This window comes from Bacteroides sp. AN502(2024) (assembly GCF_041227145.1).
Classification (GTDB): Bacteria; Bacteroidota; Bacteroidia; order Bacteroidales; family Bacteroidaceae; genus Bacteroides.
This window is the reverse complement of sequence record NZ_JBGFSP010000003.1, coordinates 2,040,647-2,065,067: the sequence shown is the minus strand read 5'-3', so window position 1 is coordinate 2,065,067 and position 24,421 is coordinate 2,040,647. Positions and strand designations below refer to the sequence as shown.

Genomic DNA, 24,421 nt, shown 5'->3' with positions numbered 1-24,421 from the left:
TTAAAAATAGAAACAACAGTTAGCCTCTTTTCTGCTCAATATCAAGTCCTTTGAACTTCTTCAGTTCTTCGGTCGATACCAGTTTATACAGTTTGTCACTCGGGCGTATCTTATCTGATTTCATGGAGAAGTGCTGCCCCTTCTTCACAGTCTGCACAGGTTCCAAATCAACACGGGCCTCTTCCAAAGTCATAAACAAAGCACCGGTAGTCGGTCCGGTAATCAGAAGCTTATCGCCTACGCTGACTTCCGCTGCTTCTACCAGAAATTCGGAAACTCCGATGTTAGAGAAATATTTGACACCTTTACCTACATATATCTTACGTTCCGTAGCTGCCGAGCCATAGTTTCTGGTCCATTCTCCTAAACGCTGTCCCAAATAGTAACCATCCCAAAAGCCACGGTTGAATACAGTTTTCAGACGTTCGTCCCAAGCTGCAATCTTTTCATCGGTAAATGTTCCATCCAAATAAGCCTTGATCGCCTCTTTGTAACACTCTACCACAGTACGTACATATTCAGGTCCACGGGCACGGCCTTCAATTTTGAATACACGCACACCGGCATCCAACATCTTATTCATAAAGTGAATGGTCTTTAAATCTTTCGGCGACATGATATATTCGTTATCAATGTCCAGTTCCACACCGGTCTCTTTGTCACGAACAGTATAGGAACGACGACACACCTGCATACAAGCACCGCGGTTGGCAGAATGGTTCATCTCATGCAAAGAGAGATAACATTTACCCGATACAGCCATACAAAGCGCACCGTGACAGAACATCTCAATGCGAATCTGTTCACCACTCGGCCCACAAATATGTTCTTCCTGAATCCGACGATAGATTTCGGCTACCTGCTCCAGATTCAACTCACGGGCCAAAACAACGACGTCTGCGAATTGTGCGTAGAATTTCAAAGCCTCCGCATTGGAGATATTCAACTGTGTGGAAAGGTGTACCTCCTGCCCTATCTGACGGGCATAATCCATTACTGCTACATCAGCAGCAATCACAGCAGAAATACCTGCCTCCTTGGCTGCATCGACAATGGTGTGCATCAATGCAATATCTTTATCATAGATAATCGTGTTGACCGTCAGATAACTTTTCATCCCGTGTTCATCACATGTGCGGGCGATCTCCCGCAAATCATCAATCGTAAACGTATTGGCCGAACGGGCACGCATGTTTAGGTTTTCTATACCGAAATAGATAGAATCGGCACCTGCCTGAATGGCCGCAGCAAGAGATTCGCGCGAACCTACAGGAGCCATTATTTCAAAATCTTTCAAACTAAGATTCATAGAATATATACTTATTTGTATCAGTTAAGCAAATGAATGCGTACAAAGATAGGCTTTTTTCCGTATTTTTGCAGCGAAAACAAGAAGTTACTTCAATCATAAACAGTAAATATCAGATTGATATATGAAGATAGGCCAAATAGATCTGGGCAGATATCCCATCTTTCTTGCTCCCATGGAGGATGTGACTGATCCGGCTTTCCGCCTGATGTGCAAGAAATTCGGGGCAGATATGGTATACACTGAGTTTGTATCAAGCGACGCACTGATTCGTGCTGTCAGCAAGACCGCTCAGAAACTAAGTATCAGTAATGCCGAACGCCCTGTTGCCATCCAGATATACGGGAAAGATACGGAAACGATGGTGGAAGCTGCCAAAATTGTGGAACAGGCACAACCTGATATTCTGGATATCAATTTCGGATGCCCGGTAAAAAGAGTAGCCGGAAAAGGAGCAGGAGCGGGTATGTTACAGAATATCCCCAAGATGCTGGAGATTACCCGCGCTGTAGTAGATGCAGTGAGAATACCTGTAACAGTGAAGACTCGTTTGGGATGGGATGCAAACAATAAAGTGATTGTAGAATTAGCGGAACAGTTGCAAGATTGTGGCATCGCTGCATTGACTATACATGGTCGTACCCGCGCACAAATGTATACCGGAGAAGCGGATTGGACACTCATAGGTGAAGTGAAGAATAATCCGAGAATGCATATTCCCATTATCGGTAATGGAGACGTAACGAGCCCTCAACGCTGCAAAGAGTGTTTCGACCGTTATGGAGTAGATGCTGTAATGATCGGTCGCGCCAGTTTCGGTCGTCCATGGATATTCAAGGAAATAAAACACTATCTGGAAACAGGTGAAGAATTACCGACACTTAATTTTGAATGGTGTATGGAAGTGCTTCGACAGGAAGTGATAGACAGCGTCAATCTGCTCGATGAGCGCAGAGGTATTTTGCATGTACGCCGTCATTTGGCCGCAAGCCCACTATTCAAGGGAATCCCGAACTTCCGCAACACCCGTATTGCTATGTTACGGGCAGAAACAAAAGAAGAGCTTTTCCGGATATTTGATGACATACCGGCTATTCAAACATCGGCTGCGCAAACCACTTCTTGAACATCCAGGTTACGACTACATACAACAGGAATGCAGAGAAGAAACCGACAATGGCATCAATCACATAATGTGCCTGAATATATACGGTAGCCCCGCAAAGCAACATATAGAAAGGTATAAGACAAGCAAACAATTTCTTACTGCCACGCCATGCCATAATCATCAAAATAGTAGAAATACCAACGTGCGAACTGGGGAATGCCGCCGTAGGACGTTCGCCTACTTGCTGTGAACCTTCCACCAAGCTATAAAAGAATCCGTGCTGATAGCCCGGCCCGGGAAGCAACTCCTGATGATGATTGAAATAATCACCGATAGCAGGAAAAATACCTTTAGATACATTATCAATACCAATGGCAGGAAAATAAAATTGAGGCCCTGCAACAGGAACGAATATATAAATCAGATAGTAAATAAAGAAAGATGTGACAAGCACAAAAGACATCTTTTCGAACCACTCAAACTTATATATGAAATAAAATAGAGCCACAATCAGTATCATCGGATAATAAAAGAAATATCCCATATTGAATGCCTCACTGACTATAAGATGTGGAAACGTATGACAGAACCAAATAGCAGGTTGACCATTGAAAATAAACTGTTCGGTAATTGCAAATACATGATCTAAATTCGGAAAGAAACGATTGAACTCGAAAGTATCCGGATACCAGTAAGACAACAGACTCATCTGAATGACAATACGCACAAACGCCGAAAACTTACAGGGAGCAAGACGATAAAGATACATCAATAAAAAAGTCATAGCCGCGATCATAGCCCTATCCAACAACATGCGCCATGGATGATCCATCCGCTGAAACAGGAACAGAATCAATATGGAAGTCAACAGATTATAAATCAATGTAATCTTTTCCACAGCAAACAACCCTCTCCGGGTTTCTATGCGCTTAAATAAGTCTAAAGCCATCCTTCATTTTTATACCAGGCAATGGTTTCCCGAACTCCTTTTTCCAAATCATATTCGGGTACATACCCCAGTTCATTCATTGTCGGGCTTATATCACATTGCCAGTTGCGTTGTTTCATTATCTTATACTTATCCGAATTCAGGGTACTGCTCCTCCCGGAACGTGTAGCAATGAATTCGGCCAACAAAGATATAACTTTTAGAACAATTAATGGACATTTCAAGTGAAGAACAAACGGGTTACCCAATTCTTTTTGTATCAGATCCGAAAAGGCACGACTTTTATAGACTTTCCCATCACTCAGGAAATACGCCTTTTGAACGACTTTTTTCTCCATCCCCAGAAAAATCGCCTGCACAATGTCTTTCACATAAACAAAAGTCAAGTCCTGACGTCGGAAACCTACCGAAAAGTCAACATGCTTCTGAATGGACTTGGCCATCAGGAAATAGTCTGATTCGCGGGGACCATAGACGCCTGTAGGACGATAAATGACATAAGGAAAACCGGGAATACTCTGAATATATAATTCCGCTTTCCATTTACTCAATCCATAGGCTGTATTAGGCATCGGAGCATCTTCTCCGCTTATCGGAGTATAATCCTTCTCACGTACAGGTCCGAATACGCTCAATGTACTGATATAGATAAACTGCTTCGGAACCATATTCAGTTCTTTCAGCGTGTCTATAAAATATTTAGTCTGAAGATAATTCACATCATCAAAGGTCTTTTTATCAGAACACTTTGTCACACCAGCGCAATGGATGATATAATCAAACTTACTGTAAGTTCCTTTATGCCCGGAGAGTTGTGCACGAAGTTTATCGGGATGTGCAAAGTCCAACTCCAGAAAGTGAATTTTCTGGTCCTTCAAATACCGTTTGCTACTTGTGGAACGAATCCCGGCCCACACACCCAATTTTCGTTTCAACGCTTCCTCCACAATGAAACTCCCTATAAAGCCGCTTGCGCCTGTAATTAAAACACTCTCCATGATAACTTCCTAGCCATATTAATTGAAAAATATGATGCCACAAAGATACAATAAATATAAAATAAACAGATAGCAGAATTGCAAAATAGAGCATAGCGCACACGGTTCTTTCCATTTAAAAGCGCATGAGATTCAAAAGCAAAAGAAGGCTTGTTTCAGGGCGTTGCCCTGCGGGGCGGGGCGGCAAGATACGGCGTTTCCAGGTTGTTTTCCCGGTGAAACAAGCTGGAGGGCGCTGTTTTTAGCCTGTTTCCGTTCGAAAAGAAGCAGGAAACAAGGTATCCGACGTATTTCATGGGCGGATATAACCATCATCGGCCGATTATCGCCTCTTTTTGAACGAATTCGCACAAAATACCGTGTTTCTTCTTTGCCGGAGCAGCAGGCGGGGCTTGTGAAGGGCGATTCCGGCTTGTCTGACTGCCGGGCGAGGCAGGAAACCACGTTTCTTGCCTGTTTTGCCTTCGGTTGAAGGGCTCGACGGGCGTTTTGTTGAAGCATAACCGACCGATATGCTAAAATCTGCTCATCATCCTCGTAGCTATTCCGCACCTCCGCCCAAAGCATTGTACAGACTGATAACCGCCTGCAACCGGGTGAAAGTGTCTGCCACCACATTCATCCGGGCGTTGAGCAACGACTGCCGGGCTGTGAGCAGTTCAAGGTAGGTGGTGTTGCCGGTGCGGTAAAGAGCTTCCGAGGTCTGCACCGTGCGCTCCAGTTCGTCGCATTGCTTGCGATGGCTGTTCAGGTTGCGTCGGGCGGCTTCGGCGGCATAGAGTGCGTCGTTCACCTCCTGTCCCGCATCGAGCAGGGCTTGCTTGTAGTCGAGCAAGGCAATCTGTTCCTCGTCCTTGGACACGCGCAGGTTGGATGCCAGTTTGCCCCGGTTGAAGAGGGGTTGCGCCAGCGAGGCGAGTGCCGAGGCTATCCAGCCGCCGGGGTTGGTAATCACTTGCCCTAAAGAATTGGTCCAGCCGACACTGCCCGACAGGGTGAGAGCGGGATAAAATGCCGCACGGGCTTGATTCGTCGTATAATAGGCATTTGCCAAGGCCATTTCCGCTTGTATCACATCGGGGCGACGGGACAGCAGGCGCAAAGGGATTCCGGCATTCAGGTTCTCGGGCAAGGTTTGTTCACCCAAGACACCACGCTCGATGGGGCGCGAAGTCATGCCCAATAAGGTACAAAGCGCATTTTCCGTCTCCCGCATCTGACGCAGAAGGTCGTTGTACGTCACTTCCAGTTCATAGAAACCCGCCCGTGCCGAGGTGACGGCATTTTCCGTTTCTTCCCCGACTTTCAGCTTGGATTCCATGGTGCGCACCTGTTCTTTCCAGAGGTCGAGCGTCGAGGCACTGATGGCAATCTGTTCGTCAAGCATCAGCAGGGTATAATAGCTGTTGGCTATGCCGGCTATCAATGCGGATTGCACTGCCCGACGGTAGGCTTCCTGTCCGAGCAAACCGGCTTGCGCCCCTTTCTTGGCATTGCGTAACTTTCCGAAAAGGTCGATTTCCCAACTTGCCTCTATGGGCAGTTCGTATGTCTTTGCGGCCTTTCCTCCATCAATGCTGTTCAGTGCGCCTTGCGGGGAGAAGGCAAGCGAGGGGAGAAAGGCAAGCTTGGCAGCTTTCAGTTGCGCCTTTGCCTGGTCCACACGCAATAGTGCCACCTGTATGTCGGTATTGTTTTCCAACCCATAATTAATCAGGTGCTGCAACAGTGTGTCCCGGAACACTTCCTGCCACGAGAGATTGCCCAAAGATGCAGTGTCTGCCGATGCTTCCTGTACGTCACGATAGAGGTCCTCGGTCGGCAAGTCCTGCGGACGCCGGTAATTGCGATAGACGGAACAACCGCTTAACATCGCGATACAGATGATGCCATATATGATTCGTTTCATGCGTTTTCCCTTTCTTTTTTACGGTTACCCATTACCCGCTCTTCCATCCACTGGAAAGTGATGAAGAAGGCGGGCGTTACAAACAACAGCGCAACGGTTCCTATCAGCATACCGCCTACGGCTCCCACGCCGAGTGACACATTCCCGTTGGCTCCTACCCCCGATGCGAACATCAGCGGCAGCAGGCCGAATATCATCGTGAGTGCCGTCATAAGGATAGGCCGCAGACGGATACCGGCAGCCGCCATAGCCGCCTGTGTGAGCGACAGCCCTGCCTTGCGCCGCTCCGAGGCATATTCGGTCAGCAGGATGGCAGTCTTGGACAGCAGACCGATAAGCATAATCAGCCCCGTTTGCAGATAAATATTGTTCTCCACTCCCCAGATACGGGCGAAGAGGAAGCTGCCCATAAGACCGAACGGTACGGAGAGGATGACTGCCATCGGGATAAACAGGCTTTCGTAAAGTGCGCAAAGTATCAGGTAGATGAACAGGATGCAGACCCCGTATATGATGACCGTATCGTGGGAGTTTGCCATCTGTTCCTCCTCTCGGGTCATGCCGGAAAATTCATAACCGTAGCCTGTGGGAAGTGTTTGTCTCGCCACTTCTGCAATGGCATTGATGACATCGCCCGAACTGTAACCGTCGGCAGGCATTCCCGACACATTGATGGAAGAAAACATATTGAAGCGGGATAAGGATTCCGCCCCGTATGTCTTGGTCAGTCTGGCGAATTGGCTGACAGGTGTCATGCCGCCTTTGGTTCGTACAAAAATATTGTCCAGTGACTGCACACTGCTGCGACTGTCCGACGGGGCTTGAAGGATGACACGGTAGAGTTTGGTGAAGCGGTTGAAATTGGAAGCATACACACTGCCTAAATAGCCGGAAAGGACATCGAGCACCTCGCTTGTGGTTGTCCCTGCGCGCAGACACTGCGCCTCGTCGATGTCGATGCGGTATTGCGGAAAGTTGGCACTGAACGACGTGTAAGCCATCTGTACCTCCGGACGTTTGTTGAGTTCCACCAAGAAATCGCCGGTTACCTTGTTCAGCGCTTCGATCCCCTTGCCGGAACGGTCTTGCAGATAGACCTCGAAGTTGTTGCCCGTGCCGTAGCCTGCAATCATGGGTGGTGAAAATACGAAAATATTGGCATTCTTGATGTGTGCCGTGCGGCGATAGATTTCGTTGCTGATGGCATTTACACTGCTTTCTGCATCCCGTCGCTCATCCCAATGTTTCAATTTGATGATGAACATTCCGTGGGAAGATCCATTGCCGGAACCCATCCCGAAGCCTGCGATATTGGTGAAATTGTCTATCTGTGGAATCTCTTTCAACTCTTTTTCCACCTTGCTCATAATCCCGGCCGTCTCTGCCAGCGTGCTGCCGGCAGGCGCATCGAGGCTGACAAAGATGGAACCGGTGTCTTCCGACGGAACGAGCCCTGTCTTTGTCGCATTCATCATGTAAAAAAGCGACACAACAGCGCACCCCAATGAAGCCCATGCCAGCCATTTCCGCCTAATGATAAATTTCACACCTGCTTTGTATTTCGATACAATACGTCGAAAAGATGAATCGAAAGCCATGCGGAAACGAGTGGAGAATTCCGGGCGTTTGCCCTCTGTAAGTACCTCGTTTGGTCGCAATATCAGCGCACAAAGGGCGGGAGAAAGGGTCAGTGCATTGATGGCTGAAATTCCCACGGCAGCCGCCATCGTAATTCCGAACTGCGTATAGAACACACCCGATGTCCCTCCCATGAACGATACCGGAACAAATACAGCCATGAAGACCAGCGTTGAGGTGACAATGGCTGAAGTAATGCCGTTCATTGCATCGACGGAAGCCCGGTATGATGAGCGGTAGCCTTCATCGAAACGCGCCTGTACCGCCTCCACTACGATGATGGCATCATCCACAATCGTACCGATGGCAAGTACCAAGGCAAAAAGTGTCAGCAGATTGATGCTGAATCCGCCCACATAAAGGATAGCAAATGTTCCAACCAAAGAAACTAAAATGCTTATTGTCGGGATAAGCGTGGAACGTGGATTCTGCAAGAAGAAATAAACAACCAATACAACCAGTATGATAGCTTCCAACAATGTTTTGATCACTTCATCAATGGAAGCATCGAGAAAGTTCTTAGTGTTCATCAAGTCTGCTATCTCAATGTCTTCGGGAAGCGTTTCCCGGAGTTCATTCAAATATCTGTCGATCTGCGTGATGATTTCATTGGCATTCGTTCCTGCGGTCTGGTTAATCATGCAGCAAGTTCCCGGTGCCGCATTGACCGTCCCCGTATAAGTATAACTCTGTGCGCCAAGTTCCACTGTGGCGATGTCTTTCAGGCGGAGTATCCGGCCGTCATCGGTCGCTTTGATGACCATTTCCTCGAACTCCTGTTCCGTTTCCAATCTTCCACGGTATTTCAGCGTGTATTGATAAACGTTCTTGGAATCCTCACCGACAGAGCCGGCGGAGGCTTCGATGTTTTGGCTGGACAGTGCGGATTCCACATCGGCAGGTATCAGTCCGTATTGCGCCATCACATCGGGTTTCAGCCAAATACGCATGGCATAGTCACCGCCCATTATGTTTACCTCTCCGATGCCGGAAATGCGTTGCAACTGAGGCTTTACGTTGATGGTCAGATAATTGGACAGGAAGGTCTCGTCATACGTTCCGTTCGGGCTGTAAAGTCCGAAGATTTTCAGCATACTGCTTTGACGCTTCATGGTGGTCACGCCCACCTTCGTCACTTCGGCAGGTAAAAGAGAGGTGGCTGTAGAAACCTTATTTTGTACATTCACGGCAGCCATGTCTGGATCGCTGCCCTGCTTGAAATAAACCGTAATCTCGGCACTGCCTGTATTGCTGGCGGTAGAGGTCATATAGGTCATGTTTTCCACTCCATTGATGGCCTCTTCCAACGGAACAATAACACTTTTCTGCACCGTTTCGGCATTTGCTCCGCTGTAAGTGGTGGACACACGGATAGTAGGCGGGGCAATGTCCGGATACTGCTCGACGGAAAGGGCGTAAAGTCCGATCAATCCCGCCACGACGATAACCACCGAGATAACGATAGAGAGAATGGGACGGTCGATGAAATGTTGCAGTCTCATAATCTTATTCCCCCTTTCCTTGTTTGGTGTTGTTATTGGCAGCTGTCACTACTATTCCTTCTTTCAGCAGTCCGGCACCTTCGGCGACGATGACGTCTCCGGTTTGCAAACCGCTCTCCACGATATACTCCCGCCCGTCGTTGATTTCAAATACTTGTATAGCGGTCGATACGGCTTTCCCATCTACTACTTTGTAGGCAAAGATGCGATTCTGTATCTCGTAGGTTGCTCCCTGCGGAATGACAATACAATTCTCTTTCCGATAAGGAATTGACACGTTTACCGTACCGCCACTCATCAACCGTTTGCCGGGATTGGGGAAAGAGGCCCGGGTACCGATGCTTCCTGTTGTTTTGTCGATGATGCCGCTGATTACATCGACTTTTCCCTTACATTCGTAAGTGCTTCCGTCGTTAAGCACCAATGACACCTCCGGGAAAGCAGCAAGTGCCTTGTCCAGTGAGCCATGCTGCGCCGTCAGATTCAACATTTGTTTCTCTGTCATAGAGAAATAGGCATACATCTCCGAATTGTCCGATACGGTAATCAGCGGTTTAGTCATTGTCGGACCGACCAATGCTCCGATGCGATAGGAAGTCATACCCGCATATCCGTCCACCGGACTTTTCACTTCCGTGTAAGAGAGGTTGTTTGCGGCTTCCGTCCGTTCAGCCTGTGCTTGTCTGAGTGCAGCCCGAGCACTTTTATAATTGTTCTGCGCTGTGCGCAATTCAAAGTCGGATATCACCTTGTCTCGATACAAAGTCTCTTTACCTTCCAATGTCTGTCTGGCAATTGCCTCGTTCGCTTCAGCTGAGGCAACAGATGCCTCGGCTTTCTGCAAGGCGGCATGATAAGGCACTTGGTCAATGATAAACAACACCTGTCCTTTGTGAACACATGCTCCTTCCTCTACACATACCCGTGTAATTGTGCCCGATACCTGCGGACGCACTTCTACGTCTTGCCTTCCTTCAATGACGGCAGAATATTTTACCGTCAGTTCCCTGTTTTCAGGTTTCAATGTCAGTAACGGATACGATTCCTCTCTTTTGGTTCCGTCCGGATCTTGTTTGCAGGCAGTCAGCAATGACAGACACAATACGATTGCCATAAAATGTTTCTTCTTCATATTAATGTTTCTTGTTTTTGGCTGCAAAATTAAGAGAACAATCAATCGGGACATCTATTTTCAAGTGTACAGTGTTTGTCAAATCTGAAACAGTCAGAAAAAAAAAACATACCCCTTAGTTATTCTGAAACAGGGCTTGGCTATTCTGAAACAAATGCGTTGATTTTACTATTATTGTCGGTATTTGCTATTGATTCACAATAAAATGTAGTTACTTTGCATTTGGCTAAAATAAACAAATATGAATTTCAACGATTTTGCACACATAAGGAAATATTGCCATGTAGCAGAAAACGGGTTTCTGATTTGGAAAATAACTCCCGAGGAACTATTCAAACCATGTGAACTGTCCGAAGGAGATTCCCGAATGGTTGTCCATATACTGGTGGAAGAAGGAGCCCTCGATGTGAAATTCAAGGGCAAACTATTCCACTTGGTTCAAAATGCTTACGGACATTTCATCAGCGAACCATCCATAGAGCTTTTATCGGCATCCGGTAATATCAAAGCCCATCTGATGGCTTGCACGGATCCTTATATTGCCGCTCTTCTCAAAAATAGTCCGCCAATACCTTTTACCCTTACTGAAAAGGCACACGAGCAACCAGTCAATGTATTGGAACCCGACATCATGCCGATATTCAAATACCGTATGGATTGTTTGGAAAAGGCGAGTTTGAATGAGGAACATATTTTCCGTAATGAGATGATAAAATGCTCGATCTGGTTGTTTCTTATGGATCTTGCTGATATACACATTCGTAGAGAAGCAAAAAACAGGAAGATGCAGACCGGAGGACGAAAAAAAGAAATCTTTATCACGTTTATGAAGTTGCTGACCATGTACATCTGCCGGGAACACTCTGTGGGGTTCTATGCGTCGAAATTATGTATCACTCCTCAGTATTTGAATCGCATAGTGAAATGTCAAACAGACAAAACCGCTTATGATTGGATTTGTCTTTCTCTTGTGGGTGAGATAGCCAAGCAATTGGAAAATACGAATGATACAATGCAACAGATAGCGAACAACCTCAATTTCCCGGACCAAGTTACACTAACTAAATTCTTTAAACGGCAAACAGGCTATTCATTGAGTGAATATCGTAAGAATTTAGCAGTAAAATAAAAATCTTCCAAAGCGATATATCTCTATCAAATTAATGCTTCGCCCAAAAGCAAATGAAAAAATAAACAGACCTTAACAACAAACTAACCAAAAATTTGTTTACTTTGTATCCCATCAATGATTGAACTACTAATAAATTCCATATATTATGGCGAAAAAGAAAGAAAAGAAAGAGAAGAAGGCCGGCAAAAGAATGAGTAAGAAAGAGCTGGCAGCGTTATTAATAGACTTTTTCCATGCCAAATCCAGCGAGACCTTAAGTATGAAATATATTTTCTCGGAACTGCGTCTCACTACCCACCCGCAAAAAATGTTATGCATCGATATATTACATGACCTTTCAGCTGACGATTATATTTCCGAAGTAGAAAAAGGGAAGTTCCGCCTCAACAATCATGGAACGGAGATGACAGGCATTTTCCAACGGAAAAGCAATGGCAAGAATTCCTTTATCCCTGAAGGAGGAGGCGAACCGATATTTGTGGCTGAACGCAATTCGGCACACGCCATGAACAATGACAAAGTAAAGATTGCTTTTTATGCTAAACGGAAGAACAGAGAAGCTGAAGGAGAAGTAATAGAAATACTGGAACGTGCTAATGATACTTTTGTCGGCACACTGGAAGTAGCCAAGTCCTATGCCTTTCTGGTGACGGAGAACCGTACGCTTGCCAATGATATCTTCATTCCGAAAGATAAGCTGAAAGGCGGAAAGACCGGAGATAAAGCGATCGTAAAAATAACCGAATGGCCGGACAAGGCAAAGAATCCTATCGGACAAGTGATAGATATATTAGGTCAGGCTGGCGACAACACTACCGAGATGCACGCTATTCTTGCTGAATTCGGTCTGCCGTATGTATATCCGAAATCTGTAGAGACAGCAGCAGACAAAATTCCTGCCGAGATTTCTGCAGAAGAGATTGCCAAACGTGAGGATTTCCGTAAGGTAACGACTTTCACTATCGACCCGAAAGATGCAAAAGACTTTGACGATGCACTTTCCATTCGCAAGCTGAAAAACGGATTGTGGGAAGTGGGTGTACACATCGCCGATGTGACACATTACGTAAAAGAGGGAGGAATCATCGACAAAGAAGCGGAAAAACGGGCAACTTCCGTCTATTTAGTAGACCGTACCATCCCGATGCTTCCCGAACGGCTGTGTAACTTCATTTGTTCACTCCGACCGAACGAGGAAAAACTAGCCTTCTCCGTCATCTTCGATATTACAGAAAAAGGAGAAGTCAAAGACTCACGCATCGTACATACAGTAATCAACTCCGACCGCCGCTTCACCTACGAAGAGGCACAACAAATCATTGAAACAAAAGAGGGAGACTTCAAAGAAGAAGTGCTCACATTAGATACGATTGCCAAAGCACTGCGCGACAAACGTTTCTCTGCAGGAGCCATCAATTTCGACCGCTACGAAGTGAAGTTCCAAATTGACGAGAAAGGAAAACCAATCAGCGTTTACTTCAAGGAATCAAAAGATGCCAATAAACTGGTAGAAGAGTTCATGTTGCTTGCTAATAAAACAGTAGCAGAATTCGTCGGTAAAGTTCCCAAAAATAAAAAGCCCAAAGTACTTCCTTACCGTATCCACGACCTTCCCGATCCGGAGAAGTTGGAGAACTTGTCACAGTTCATCGCCCGCTTCGGCTACAAAATCCGTACAAGCGGAACAAAGACTGATATCTCAAAATCCATCAATCACTTATTGGATGATATTCATGGAAAGAAAGAAGAGAACCTGATTGAAACGGTATCTATCCGTGCCATGCAAAAAGCACGTTATTCAACCCACAATATCGGTCACTACGGACTGGCATTCGAATATTACACCCACTTTACTTCACCCATCCGCCGTTTCCCGGACATGATGGTACACCGTCTGGTAACGAAGTATATGGACGGAGGACGCAGTGTATCCGAAGCAAAATACGAAGACCTCTGCGACCACAGCTCGAACATGGAACAAATCGCAGCCAATGCCGAACGCGCTTCCATCAAATACAAACAGGTGGAATTCATGAGCGAACGTCTGGGGCAAATTTATGATGGTGTAGTCTCCGGTGTCACCGAATGGGGACTCTATGTAGAACTGAACGAAAACAAATGTGAAGGTCTGGTTCCTGTCCGTGACCTGGATGATGATTATTATGAATTCGACGAGAAGAACTATTGCCTTCGCGGACGCCGCAAAAACAAGATATATAGTTTGGGAGACGCTATCACTGTCCGTATAGCTCGTGCCAATTTGGAAAAGAAACAATTGGACTTTGAATTAATAGAAAAGTAAAGGTATGAAGACTGTCATTATCGAAGATAAACAACGAATCGAATCCATTATTCTCCGTTGCGATGTCTGTTTTGTAGGCATCACGGATTTAAAAGGTAATCCCTACGTAGTTCCGATGAACTTCGGTTATGAGAATGGCATCATATACCTTCATTCGGGTCCTGAAGGCAGCAAGTTGGAGATGTTGGAACATAATAATAATGTATGCATCACTTTCAGCGTCGGTCATAAGCTCGTTTACCAGCACGAAAAAGTAGCCTGCAGTTACAGTATGCGTTCCGAAAGTGCGATGTGTCGCGGGCAAGTGGAATTCATCGAAGAAATGGACCATAAACGCCGTGCATTGGACATTATCATGCATCATTACACGGATAATGAGTTCAACTATTCCGATCCTGCGGTACTCAATGTCAGAGTATGGAAAGTGCCCATCGAGCAGATGACGGGAAAAGTCTTCGGTTTGCGAGCCAACGAAAAGCCATGAAACGGTTTCCGGAATATGGTTCGGCCTACGACCACACCGGACGAATCTACCCAAACACTATTCTGCGATAAACTGAAAAAGAACTTTGGATAGGCACATTTGGCTAGCACTGTAATTACGTAGATCCGTACAATCCGTGCCTAAATTTATTATATAAACGAATTAGATGAGATCCATTACAAAGGATATTCCTCAAAGGCATACAAAATGGTAGACAGGTAACGTTCTCCAGTATCAGGAAGCAGAGCAACGATCATCTTCCCCACATTTTCCGGTCGCTTCGCCAGTTCCGTAGCGGCATATACAGCTGCTCCCGAAGATATACCCACCAATAAACCTTCCTGTTTGGCCAGTTCACGACTCGTACGAATGGCATCATCATTCTGCACCTGAATAATTTCATCTACGACAGAAGCCTTGTACGTTTTAGGAACAAATCCTGCACCGATCCCCTGAATCTTATGAGGACCAGGTTTTCCTCCCGACAGTACCGGAGAATCAGAGGGTTCTACCGCCACGATCTTTACGCTCGGATCACGCATCTTCAACGCTTCACCTACACCGCTAACTGTCCCGCCAGTACCCACTCCGGCCACAAAGATATCAACTTTCCCCTCGGTATCTCTCCATATTTCCAGACCGGTAGTTCGTAAATGCATGGCAGGATTAGCAGGATTCTCAAATTGTTGTAAGATAACCGCTCCCGGAGTGACCGCTTTCAGTTCTTCAGCTTTGGCAATGGCTCCTTTCATGCCATCCGCACCGGGAGTCAGCACTAATTCCGCCCCTAAAGCCTTCAAAAGATTACGCCGTTCGATACTCATGGTATCAGGCATCGTCAGAATCAGTTTATAGCCTTTAGCGGCTGAAACAAAAGCCAATCCCACACCGGTATTTCCGCTGGTCGGTTCAATGATTGTTGCTCCGGGATGCAAAATACCTTTCGTTTCTGCATCCTCAATCATAGCCAATGCTATACGGTCCTTCACGCTTCCAGCCGGATTAAAAGATTCAATCTTTACAATCAGACGAGCTTTCAATTCGTTACTTGTATTATAGTTACTAAGTTCCAATAGCGGAGTGTTGCCTACCAAATCCGTCAATTTTCTTGCTATCTTTTCCATATATATCGGTTTTAAATTTCTCTCATTTTTTAATCTGTGACAAAGATAGTGCGGATTCTATTCAGGATAAATACCACAGATGTGGTAAATTCATACCACATCTGTCTGACTTCCTGCCAGATATTATGCCAAGAAATCAGCTCTCATAGGAGTGAATGTATCAATCAATACACCTGCTTCCAGACAAACATCCATGAGGCTGGTCAGGCTCTACATAATACCCATCACCTGTAGAGAGAATTTCTTTCCGGTCGCCAATGGTCAATTCAAACTTACCGCTTGCGACATAAGTAGCCTGGCTATGATAATGTTGATGCATAGAACCTACGGCCCCTTTCTCAAATTCCACTTTCACCATCATCAGTTGACCGTCATACCCCATTATCTGGCGGCGGATTCCCGGAGCCGGTTTCTCCCAATCCAATTCGTTCTCAAACAGAAAAGCATCACTGCGTGTTTTCATCTTTCAATCTATTCTTATTTATAACTATATTATTTGAACTTCTTCACATAATCTGCAATCAGATAACATGCCGGACCGAGTACTTGACCATGATCGAATCCTTGCATTTCGTATAAAGTCACTCTCTTGTTACCTATACTTTTCAAGACAGCTTCCAGCAGCGCATTTTCTTCATATCTTGCCGCCATCTCCAAATGTTTATCCCCTGTAATCAGCACAAGAGGAGCCGTTTCCTTGCGAGCCTTATTTACCGGAGCATACTCATCAACCACCGGAATACCGTCAGGTAAACCACGTTCCTTACGAATAGTGAAATGTGTCACCGTCTGACCACTAACCGGAAGATAGGCAGCCACACTATCGGCATCTGCTCCGTATGCTGCCATGTACTTTTTATCCATCGCCAGAATCAACGAAAGATAACCTCCCGCAGAATGGCCGGAAACAAAAATACGATCTTTACAGCCACCATATTTATCAATATTCTTGAAAACCCATGCCACAGCTTCAGCCGCATCTTCAATGTAAGCCGGATTCTTTGCCTTCGGACTCAAACGATAATTCACCGCCACTACTGCAAACCCTTGTTCTCTCAGTTCTTTGGGGATAAATTTATTTCCACCCTCCATACCACCACCGTGAAACCAGACAACAGTTGCGAAATCCTTCTTGTTTTCAGGATAATAAATATCCAGTTTACAACGTTCCAGACGATAGGTATCCGTTTCGGAACCGGAGACATAAGATATATCCTTGTCCGTGTGATAAACATTTTGTGCTTGAACAATGCAAGTACAAAGCAAAATGAGAAGAAAGCAAATCTTTTTCATGATCTTATTTATTTCAGTATTTCGTATTCTTTCCCAATAAGCGGTATCCAACCCATTTACTGTCCGGACTCATCATCTCACATAAAACATCAGCTGGCAACTACCTTATATCCGGCTATTCATGTTTCTTTTAAAATGCAATATTACGAAATTCTAATTAAAAATAGTCCTTCTCCAATGAGTAAATATTCCTTTTTAAGCTACTGATTTCTTCAAAAGACACTTTCAACTTTTATCCTTCAATAGTTCTTTTGTCTTATCTGCCAAAAACAGAGGAATATTAATCAAATTACCATCTTGTTTCAAATTCAGCATTGAGTACCGAATTCGACAAGCGGGCTGAAAAAGTTTCTCATACTGAATCAGACTTTTACCTGTTATGTTTTGGTCTGCTTTCACTTCTATCGGATAAATATGATTGCCATATTGAAGTAAAAAGTCTACCTCAGCCTTATTACCGGAAGTCCAATACCTGAAAGATGTCTGGAACTGCACCGTAAGACTCTGCAATACATAATTTTCTGCCAACGCTCCCTTATATTCCGTATACCCGGGAGTAGACAGAAGTAAAACACTTGCGTCCAGTTCCGACAACTGTCTTGACAATCCTACATCTAATGCGTAAAGCTTAAATGCACTCAAATCATCATACGCTTTCAATGGCAACTTGGGTGACTTGCTCAATACAACCTTATTGATAAGTCCCGCCTGCTCCAGCCACAGAATAGCCTCTTCATACTCACGAGCACGGGCGCCGGGACGCACCAATTGATAAACAAATTTACGGTTCTCCTTCGCCAGTTGTGAAGGCAGGGAATTCCAGACATAATTGATGCGAGGAGCCAATGCCGGCGTAGTATGTTTTACAAAGTCCAATGCATAATCATTCAAGATATCCCGAAGTGCCGAATCCACTTTCTCCATATTATTGAAGTCAATCATTAAAGTAGCAGGCTCGGGCATACCACCACAAATGGAATAGGCAATAAATGCCTCCCTCAACTTATCGAAAAATATCTGAGGAAGAGGCGCTATCTCCTTAATGGAACACATATACTCATACATGTTCGAGTCTTTTATTTTCAGAAATTCCGTAAAAGTAAGAGGATACATGAACAGATGATTCACCTTTCCCACCGGAAAAGAATTGCCTATATGATTCAAATAAATACCTAATAAAGAGCCGGCACAAGCTACCGCATACTCAGGAGCTTCCTCACAAAAATATTTCAATGCATTCAGTGCCTCATTACACTCCTGAATCTCATCCAATATGAGTAAAGTTGTTTGAGAATTGATTTTCCTTCCATGCAAAAAAGACAATTGCTGAATAATTCGCTTAGGGTCTTTGGTCGTTTTAAAGATATCACAAAGCCCGCTTTCATCCTTATCCAAACTAAAATAGGCGACATCCTCGAAATATTCCTTCCCGAAATATTTCAAAACCCATGTTTTTCCTACTTGACGAGCCCCGTAAATAACGAGCGGCTTCCTGTTCACGTTTACTTTCCATGCCAACAATTGCCTGATAATATCTCTTTCGAACATCATGATCACATTTTTGATATCAGAAATGTGATTCATTACACATTTCTGATATGAGTTTCGTGCGAATATACACATTATCCATTTAAAACGAAAGAAAAACTCTAAATCTTCTTCCAACCGTTCCGGTTTGGCCTTCTCTATTTTTTCCTTTAACCGTTACTTCTTCGGAACTTTCGCAGAATAAATACGGAATAAAATAAAACTTTCTATCGGGGGAGAGCCAAATTCTCACAACGGAAAGGAGGCAGAGGTGAATTTTGTTCATAACCGCACGGTTTTGAATTAAGGTAGGTTCTATTAATTCATAAATTCGAGCGGAAGCCGTTCCGTCAGAATTAATCTTTCGGAGTTTAGTCACTCATTAGAGGATCGGCTATCAATAGTGATTGTTTATCCACTCATTGACATATTGTTTTTGACGATTTTCCACGTATGTGCACAGTTACCCCTTGCAGGTGATAAGCTGTGGCGAGTAATAGTTGATCTGTACATATCGGAATATGTTATAGACAAGGTTGGTGAGAGCATTGGCAGCCTTTGCGCGCATCATTCCTATGCTGCGTACAAGCGAACCGTTCATCGCTCCTTCAACGAAACCGAATATGTGCTCAATCCTGCATCTGCCTTTAGACTTGATACGGTTGTTTTGCTTCTGCCCGTCAGTCAGGGGATTGTTTCGATGTCCTTTCTCACAGATGACGGGGTTCATTCCCATTTTCCTAATAACGCCATCCTTTGATTCGTAACCAGCATCAAGGAACAAGTCCTGACCTTTGTCTTTCTCCTCATCAATGAGAGGTTCAATGACATTGGAATCATGGACGCTTGCACCAGTGGTGCAGTACTTCTCTATGAATTTCGTCTTCTTGTCAGCTTTGACATGATTCTTGTAACCATAGTGATTCTCACCGCGCTTCTTTGTCCAGCGGGCATCAACATCCTTATGGGATTCCTTGTTCTCCTTATGCTTCTTCACCTCATCGGTGTCACCATCCTCTGGATTCCACAGGTCTTTGCCGTTGCCATCCTTAATCTGCTTGTTCTCGCCCCTGGTGTTCCTCTGACGGAGAGCTTCCACGAAGGTCGCATCAATAATCTTGCCCTCATTGAAGGAAAACCCCTTGCTGTCAAGAAAGGCCCGGAACTCATCAAACAGACGGTCGAAGGTGCCATCCTTCGCAAGCTTGTTCTTGCAGGCCCAAACCGTCTTCTCATCAGGAACCTATGCCACTGTATGAATGCCAAGGAACCGGCGGAAACTGGTACGGTCAATAATCTGGTACTGTATTTGGTGGTCGCCCAAACCATAGTAACGCTGAAGAAAATATGATCTTGAACATAAAAACAACATCAATTTGTGGACGTCCGGCAGGCGTCTTACAGTCCTTCTTGACCAGCACAACTTCAAGGGTGGGACGGAACAGCTCAAAATCGACCAATGAAACAAGTTGCTCAAGAGGATTAACCATCCGGGAGAGAGCTTCAATAGTGAACTCATCCTCGAACAGGCTTTCCCCCATTGGCTTGCGGTATATTGCAGTTTTCTGCATGGTTCTATCGGATTTTTACACTAAGGTACCACTTTTAAAGCAAATATACGAATAAACAGTTGGTTATTAAATAGTTAATTATAGGATATACCTTTAGCGTTTTCAGAGGGTAAATGCCAAATTTTACATCTTTTTCAGTGCCCTTTTAGCACATTTTTTTGTCTTTAGAAAAATAATAACTACATTTGTCCAGTTTCTTGCGCAGAAGCCCACATTGGGAAATTCGGCGGGGAACAGACATATATTAAGAAAAGACGTTTACCACGTTTTTGTCTTTGGCGATTCGGAACTTCGCAAACTCTGTAATTGTAGCTAAAGCAAAGCAACGGTAGATGTCTGCGGGATATGTTTATACCCTTATTGTACCCTTTCCAACCGAAGGGGTGCAGAAGGTTTTTCATATATACATATCGGCGTGGGCTTCTGCGTTGCTCGTTCAGCTACAATGGGCAATGCGAAGGCCTCGAATCGCGGGACGAGTGACAGGTACAGTTTCCCGCGCCTTTTCATTTTTATGATAATCCATTCTTTTTTTACCACCTGTCCGGGGAAGCTATCAGGTACTAAAGAAACATTGCATATGAGAAAAGTGTATTTCAATCGGACGCTTTCCTTTCTGATGTGGTTACAAGCGTTGTGTGTAGTATTCACCGCCTGTAGCGACGGCGGAAAAGACGAACCCAACCCCACGCCGGAACCGTCAAAACCAGCCATCGAAGACTTCAAACAAGGGAATCTGGATTTTACCGAACAGGCGGACAGCAAAACCTTCACTTTCACCGCCAACGCAGACTGGACGATTTCGTCCGCTCCCACAGGTGGCGAAGCCTGGTGCATCCTCTCTCCCGCCAGCGGTAAAGCAGGCAAACAAACCGTTGTCGTCAATGTAACCGAGAATGAGGGCCATGATGACCGCAGTGTCACCGTCACCCTGAAAGCCGGAAACGAAAGCAAGCAATTCGTGGTGACACAGAAACAGAAGAATGCCCTGCTGCTCACTTCCGACAAATTTGAAGTGGAACAAAAAGGCGGCACCATCCAAGTGGAAGTGAAAGCCAACGTAAACTACACCGCCACCATCGGCGAAACCAGCAAGGAGTGGATCAAAGAAGGAAGCGGCACCCGCGCCCTCTCCACCACGACCAAGGTCTATACCATTGCCGCCAACGAGGAGAGTGAGAAGCGGGAAGGCACCATCACCTTTACGGACGGAACACTGACGGAGACCGTGCATGTCTATCAGGCAGGGGGAGAGATAATCTTGTTGAGTAAAGACGAGTATAATGTAAGCGCATTCGGTGAAGAAATAACTGTAGAGCTAAAAAGTAACTGCGAGTATAAAGTGGAAATGCCGAAAGTGGACTGGATACATGAAAAATCCACTCGCGCCTTATCAAGCCATACCTTATATTATACCATAGATGCCAACAGTACTTACGACAGCCGAAAAGCAGAGATTATTTATTTCGCTAAGAATAATCCCCAAAAAGCAGATACGCTTACCATAGTTCAGGTACAAAAAGACGCTATTGTTATTTCTAATAAATCCGTTACAGTAAAAAGTAAAGGAGAAACAATCGAAGTAAAATTAGAGTCCAATATCAACTATGATATGGTTCTTCCTAACGTAAGCTGGATAAAAGAGACCGCTACACGGGCTTTGACTAAGAGTTACAAATATCTTTCTATCGAAGAAAACACCACATCCAAAGACAGGATTGCAAAAGTAATCTTCAAAAATGCAGAAAATACGGTCAGCGATACCCTGACCATTACCCAACTTAAATATGGCTATATCAAGCCATCACAAAATGAATATAATGTAAAACAAAATGGATGCAATATTTCAATCAATGTTCAGTCCAATGTAGAATATGAAGTTGTATTGTCCGAAATTGATTGGATTACGAATAACTCAACATCCTCTTCTTATGTAAATTTGTTAATAGCACCCAATTCTTCCATTGAACCTCGAACAGGTAAGGTCATCCTAAAAGGAATAGAAGGAACTACAGCAGAAATAACAATCAACCAAGATGCCAAATCTGCCATAATTGCCGAAGAAAAGCAAATCATAGCAAATGCGGAGGGAGATACAATCTCCATTAAAATCGGAATAAACAAAGAGATGAAAATAGAGATCGACTATTCCGAAAGAAATTGGATAAGCCAGTATATTCCTGTCAAAACAAAAGCCTTGAGGGATACTCTTACATACTTTATCATCAAGCCCAATGAAGAATATGCTGAGCGAAAAGGAAAAATTGTATTTTATACCGACGGCTATTCAGCTTATTCTGCAACAGTAAAAGACACAGTAGAAGTTATCCAAAAAGGAAAATCCAATGTTCCGGCATTAGTTCTAAATGTCGAACCCGCCGGTTCGCTGAACACACTGATTGCAGATAGCAGAAAGGAGAATATCAAAGAAATGAAGTTAACCGGAAATCTAAATGGTACAGATTTCTCCTTTATGAAAGGTATGTCCCAATTAGAAAATCTGGATTTGTCTGAAGCTAACATAGTAGAAGGAGGTGCCGCTTATTACCATTCTGATCAGATAGGAGGTAATTACGCAGGGGATTTTGTCCCGGCATTTGATTTATACACAAAAGCAAATAGTATTGTAGGGCAAATGTTTCCTTCTTCACTGAAATATTTAGTATTACCCAAAAGCGTGACTAACATCACAGGGCACCAAGTGACTCTCTATGATAGAACAGGAAACCGTATTCACGGTTGGAAGGATACTCCCAAAGGCACACTTGCTTCTTATGTATTCAACGAATATTCGAACATTCAGAAAATTGTTCTTCCTCCTGAACTGACAACCTTAGGATCATGTATTTTCTATAAATGTGGAGAACTCACCAATATCTCTCTTCCTGCAAAATTGAAACAGATGGGAAGTCATTTGTTTATGAGGTGTTCTAAACTCAATCTCATTGATATTCCGAGTGGAGTTACAGAAATAGCGTCTAATGCTTTTGCTGAAAGTTCGTTAGTTGAAGTCAAATTACCAAGCGGACTAACTTCCGTATCAGATAGTTTGTTCTTTAAATGCCAAGAACTCTATAAAGTTACTCTTCCAAACAACTTATTGTCAATAGGAGAAACAGCATTTTATAATTGCAAATCTCTAAGTAGCATTTCTATCCCAACTTCCGTAAAGACTATAGGTTCAGGAGCTTTCTACGGATGTAGTTCCCTCAACAGTTTGTCTCTTCCCGCATCTATAACAGAAATTGGTTTTGCTTCGTTTGCATTTTCCGGATTACAGACAATAACGATTCCCTCAAATGTTACTCAAATCGGAAGAGGTGCCTTTTTGAGCTGTAAGCAATTGGCAAAAATATCAGTCCCAAATAACGTAAAAAAAATAGGAATGGAAGCTTTCAAAGAATGCGACAACTTGAAACAAGTCACCCTACCCGCCCAATTAGACAGTATACAAGCCGAACTATTCAGAGGGTGCCGGAAACTGGAAAACATTTCCATTCCCAATTCCATAAAATCAATTGGTGAAAGTGCATTTGAAGATTGTGACAGTATATATTCAATTATAATCCCCAACAGTGTCAGAACCATTGCTGATAGAGCTTTTTATGACTGCTTCAATTTAGAGAACATCGATTTAGGAACAGGGGTGAAATTTATTGGTTTTAGCGCTTTTGTCTACGAAGGAGAAAAATATGGAAAACAGAAATTCCTTATAAATGTTATCAATCGTGCATTAACTCCACCTGCTATAAACGAGAACAGTTTTTGGGGAAAAGTAGAAAAAAGCACAAAACTGCATATACCCAAAGGAACATACAATCCTTACTATCTTTCAGAATGGGGAAATGCATTCAGTGATATCATAGAAATGGAGGAATAATTTATGGAAAAGATGAATCAACTCATGGATGCTTTTTGTAATCATGTACCTGATTATGAATTAAAAAGTTTAAGTCATAATACAGATTATTATTGTTTAATAGACATCGCTTATGAAAGTGTGATGAATCATAATGGAAATATAGATTATGACACATTTTTTGATAAAGTAAAAGAAAAGTATGGAAAGACTGATGAATACATTCAATCCATAGGACTAAGAAACTCATTGGAAAATCTTGTTCGCACCCTTAGCTATCTTAAAAGAAAGAAAAAACTGAAATGAATAAATAGAAAAAGGTTTCTCGAGAACCGACAGCTACCGCTACCTCCTGTGCGGTAGCTGCAACCTCCAAAGGAGGATTACATAAATCAACATGAATAGAACAGATGAATTAGTTAGAAACAAAAAAGCTGAAATCTTGTATGGAAGTATTTTTCTTTGTACTATGTTTCGTTGCTGCAATCCGCATATCTTTCAATATAGGATAGTCCCTGATTCTTAATTGATCTCTATAGCTATTCTTTTATAGCCGGCTCCCCATTCAAACTTATTTCATTCGC

Annotated in this window: 15 protein-coding genes and 2 pseudogenes; 6 read left to right on the top strand and 11 right to left on the bottom strand. The window is 44.0% G+C overall.

The window, feature by feature from the left end; genetic code table 11:
* Window positions 1-19: 19 nt before the first annotated feature.
* Entirely contained in the window at window positions 20-1,309 is a 1,290-nt protein-coding gene (locus AB9N12_RS07945; RefSeq protein WP_369891181.1) for a peptidase U32 family protein, read from the bottom strand.
* Window positions 1,310-1,433: 124 nt separating this feature from the next.
* Here AB9N12_RS07945 and dusB point away from each other — a divergent pair, with 124 nt between their 5' ends.
* Window positions 1,434-2,435 carry a tRNA dihydrouridine synthase DusB gene (gene dusB / locus AB9N12_RS07940; RefSeq protein ID WP_369891179.1) on the top strand — a complete coding sequence of 334 codons (1,002 nt, stop codon included), beginning with the start codon at window positions 1,434-1,436 and terminating at the stop codon, window positions 2,433-2,435.
* On the opposite strand, the gene AB9N12_RS07935 is transcribed toward dusB, so the two are convergent.
* From AB9N12_RS07935 to AB9N12_RS07915, 5 genes are all read right to left on the bottom strand, one after another.
* On the bottom strand, window positions 2,401-3,366 hold the full coding sequence (locus AB9N12_RS07935; RefSeq protein ID WP_369891177.1) for a phosphatase PAP2 family protein: 966 nt from the start codon (window positions 3,364-3,366) through the stop codon (window positions 2,401-2,403). The genes dusB and AB9N12_RS07935 overlap by 35 nt on opposite strands.
* Window positions 3,357-4,364, bottom strand: coding sequence for an NAD-dependent epimerase/dehydratase family protein (locus AB9N12_RS07930; protein WP_369891176.1), 1,008 nt, complete (start codon window positions 4,362-4,364; stop codon window positions 3,357-3,359). The genes AB9N12_RS07935 and AB9N12_RS07930 overlap by 10 nt, the downstream gene beginning before the upstream one ends.
* A 541-nt stretch (window positions 4,365-4,905) precedes the next feature.
* The gene (locus AB9N12_RS07925; protein WP_369891175.1) at window positions 4,906-6,273 is read right to left on the bottom strand and encodes an efflux transporter outer membrane subunit; all 1,368 of its coding nucleotides are present in this window, start codon (window positions 6,271-6,273) and stop codon (window positions 4,906-4,908) included.
* Window positions 6,270-9,413 carry an efflux RND transporter permease subunit gene (locus AB9N12_RS07920; protein ID WP_369891173.1) on the bottom strand — a complete coding sequence of 1,048 codons (3,144 nt, stop codon included), beginning with the start codon at window positions 9,411-9,413 and terminating at the stop codon, window positions 6,270-6,272. Before AB9N12_RS07920 ends, AB9N12_RS07925 begins: the two co-directional genes overlap by 4 nt.
* Before the next feature lie 4 nt (window positions 9,414-9,417).
* On the bottom strand, window positions 9,418-10,545 hold the full coding sequence (locus AB9N12_RS07915; RefSeq protein WP_369891171.1) for an efflux RND transporter periplasmic adaptor subunit: 1,128 nt from the start codon (window positions 10,543-10,545) through the stop codon (window positions 9,418-9,420).
* A 241-nt stretch (window positions 10,546-10,786) separates the two neighbouring features.
* Here AB9N12_RS07915 and AB9N12_RS07910 point away from each other — a divergent pair, with 241 nt between their 5' ends.
* From AB9N12_RS07910 to AB9N12_RS07900, 3 genes are all read left to right on the top strand, one after another.
* On the top strand, window positions 10,787-11,674 hold the full coding sequence (locus AB9N12_RS07910; RefSeq protein ID WP_369891170.1) for a helix-turn-helix domain-containing protein: 888 nt from the start codon (window positions 10,787-10,789) through the stop codon (window positions 11,672-11,674).
* Between the two features lie 148 nt (window positions 11,675-11,822).
* A complete protein-coding gene (gene rnr / locus AB9N12_RS07905; RefSeq protein ID WP_369891168.1) occupies window positions 11,823-13,979 on the top strand; it encodes a ribonuclease R in 2,157 nt (718 codons plus the stop codon).
* A gap of 4 nt (window positions 13,980-13,983) precedes the next feature.
* Window positions 13,984-14,463, top strand: a complete 480-nt coding sequence (locus AB9N12_RS07900; protein WP_369891166.1) for a pyridoxamine 5'-phosphate oxidase family protein — start codon at window positions 13,984-13,986, stop codon at window positions 14,461-14,463.
* Window positions 14,464-14,639: 176 nt separating this feature from the next.
* Here AB9N12_RS07900 and cysK read toward each other — a convergent pair whose 3' ends face one another.
* The 5 genes and pseudogenes from cysK to AB9N12_RS07875 all read right to left on the bottom strand — a co-directional run bounded on the left by cysK (window position 14,640) and on the right by AB9N12_RS07875 (window position 19,978).
* Window positions 14,640-15,587: a cysteine synthase A gene (cysK, locus tag AB9N12_RS07895; RefSeq protein WP_369891164.1), complete on the bottom strand. Its 948-nt coding sequence runs from the start codon at window positions 15,585-15,587 to the stop codon at window positions 14,640-14,642.
* 123 nt (window positions 15,588-15,710) lie between these two features.
* A pseudogene (locus AB9N12_RS07890) lies at window positions 15,711-16,050 on the bottom strand (cupin domain-containing protein).
* A gap of 29 nt (window positions 16,051-16,079) precedes the next feature.
* Window positions 16,080-16,880, bottom strand: coding sequence for an alpha/beta hydrolase (locus AB9N12_RS07885; protein WP_369891162.1), 801 nt, complete (start codon window positions 16,878-16,880; stop codon window positions 16,080-16,082).
* A 225-nt stretch (window positions 16,881-17,105) separates the two neighbouring features.
* On the bottom strand, window positions 17,106-18,428 hold the full coding sequence (locus AB9N12_RS07880) for an ATP-binding protein (protein ID WP_369892840.1): 1,323 nt from the start codon (window positions 18,426-18,428) through the stop codon (window positions 17,106-17,108).
* Window positions 18,429-18,870: 442 nt separating this feature from the next.
* Window positions 18,871-19,978 (bottom strand): annotated as a pseudogene (locus AB9N12_RS07875) (IS5 family transposase).
* 580 nt (window positions 19,979-20,558) lie between these two features.
* Between AB9N12_RS07875 and AB9N12_RS07870 the strand changes: the two are divergent.
* Window positions 20,559-23,858, top strand: coding sequence for a leucine-rich repeat protein (locus AB9N12_RS07870; RefSeq protein WP_369891160.1), 3,300 nt, complete (start codon window positions 20,559-20,561; stop codon window positions 23,856-23,858).
* 3 nt (window positions 23,859-23,861) lie between these two features.
* On the top strand, window positions 23,862-24,143 hold the full coding sequence (locus AB9N12_RS07865; protein WP_369891158.1) for a hypothetical protein: 282 nt from the start codon (window positions 23,862-23,864) through the stop codon (window positions 24,141-24,143).
* Window positions 24,144-24,421: the final 278 nt, after the last annotated feature.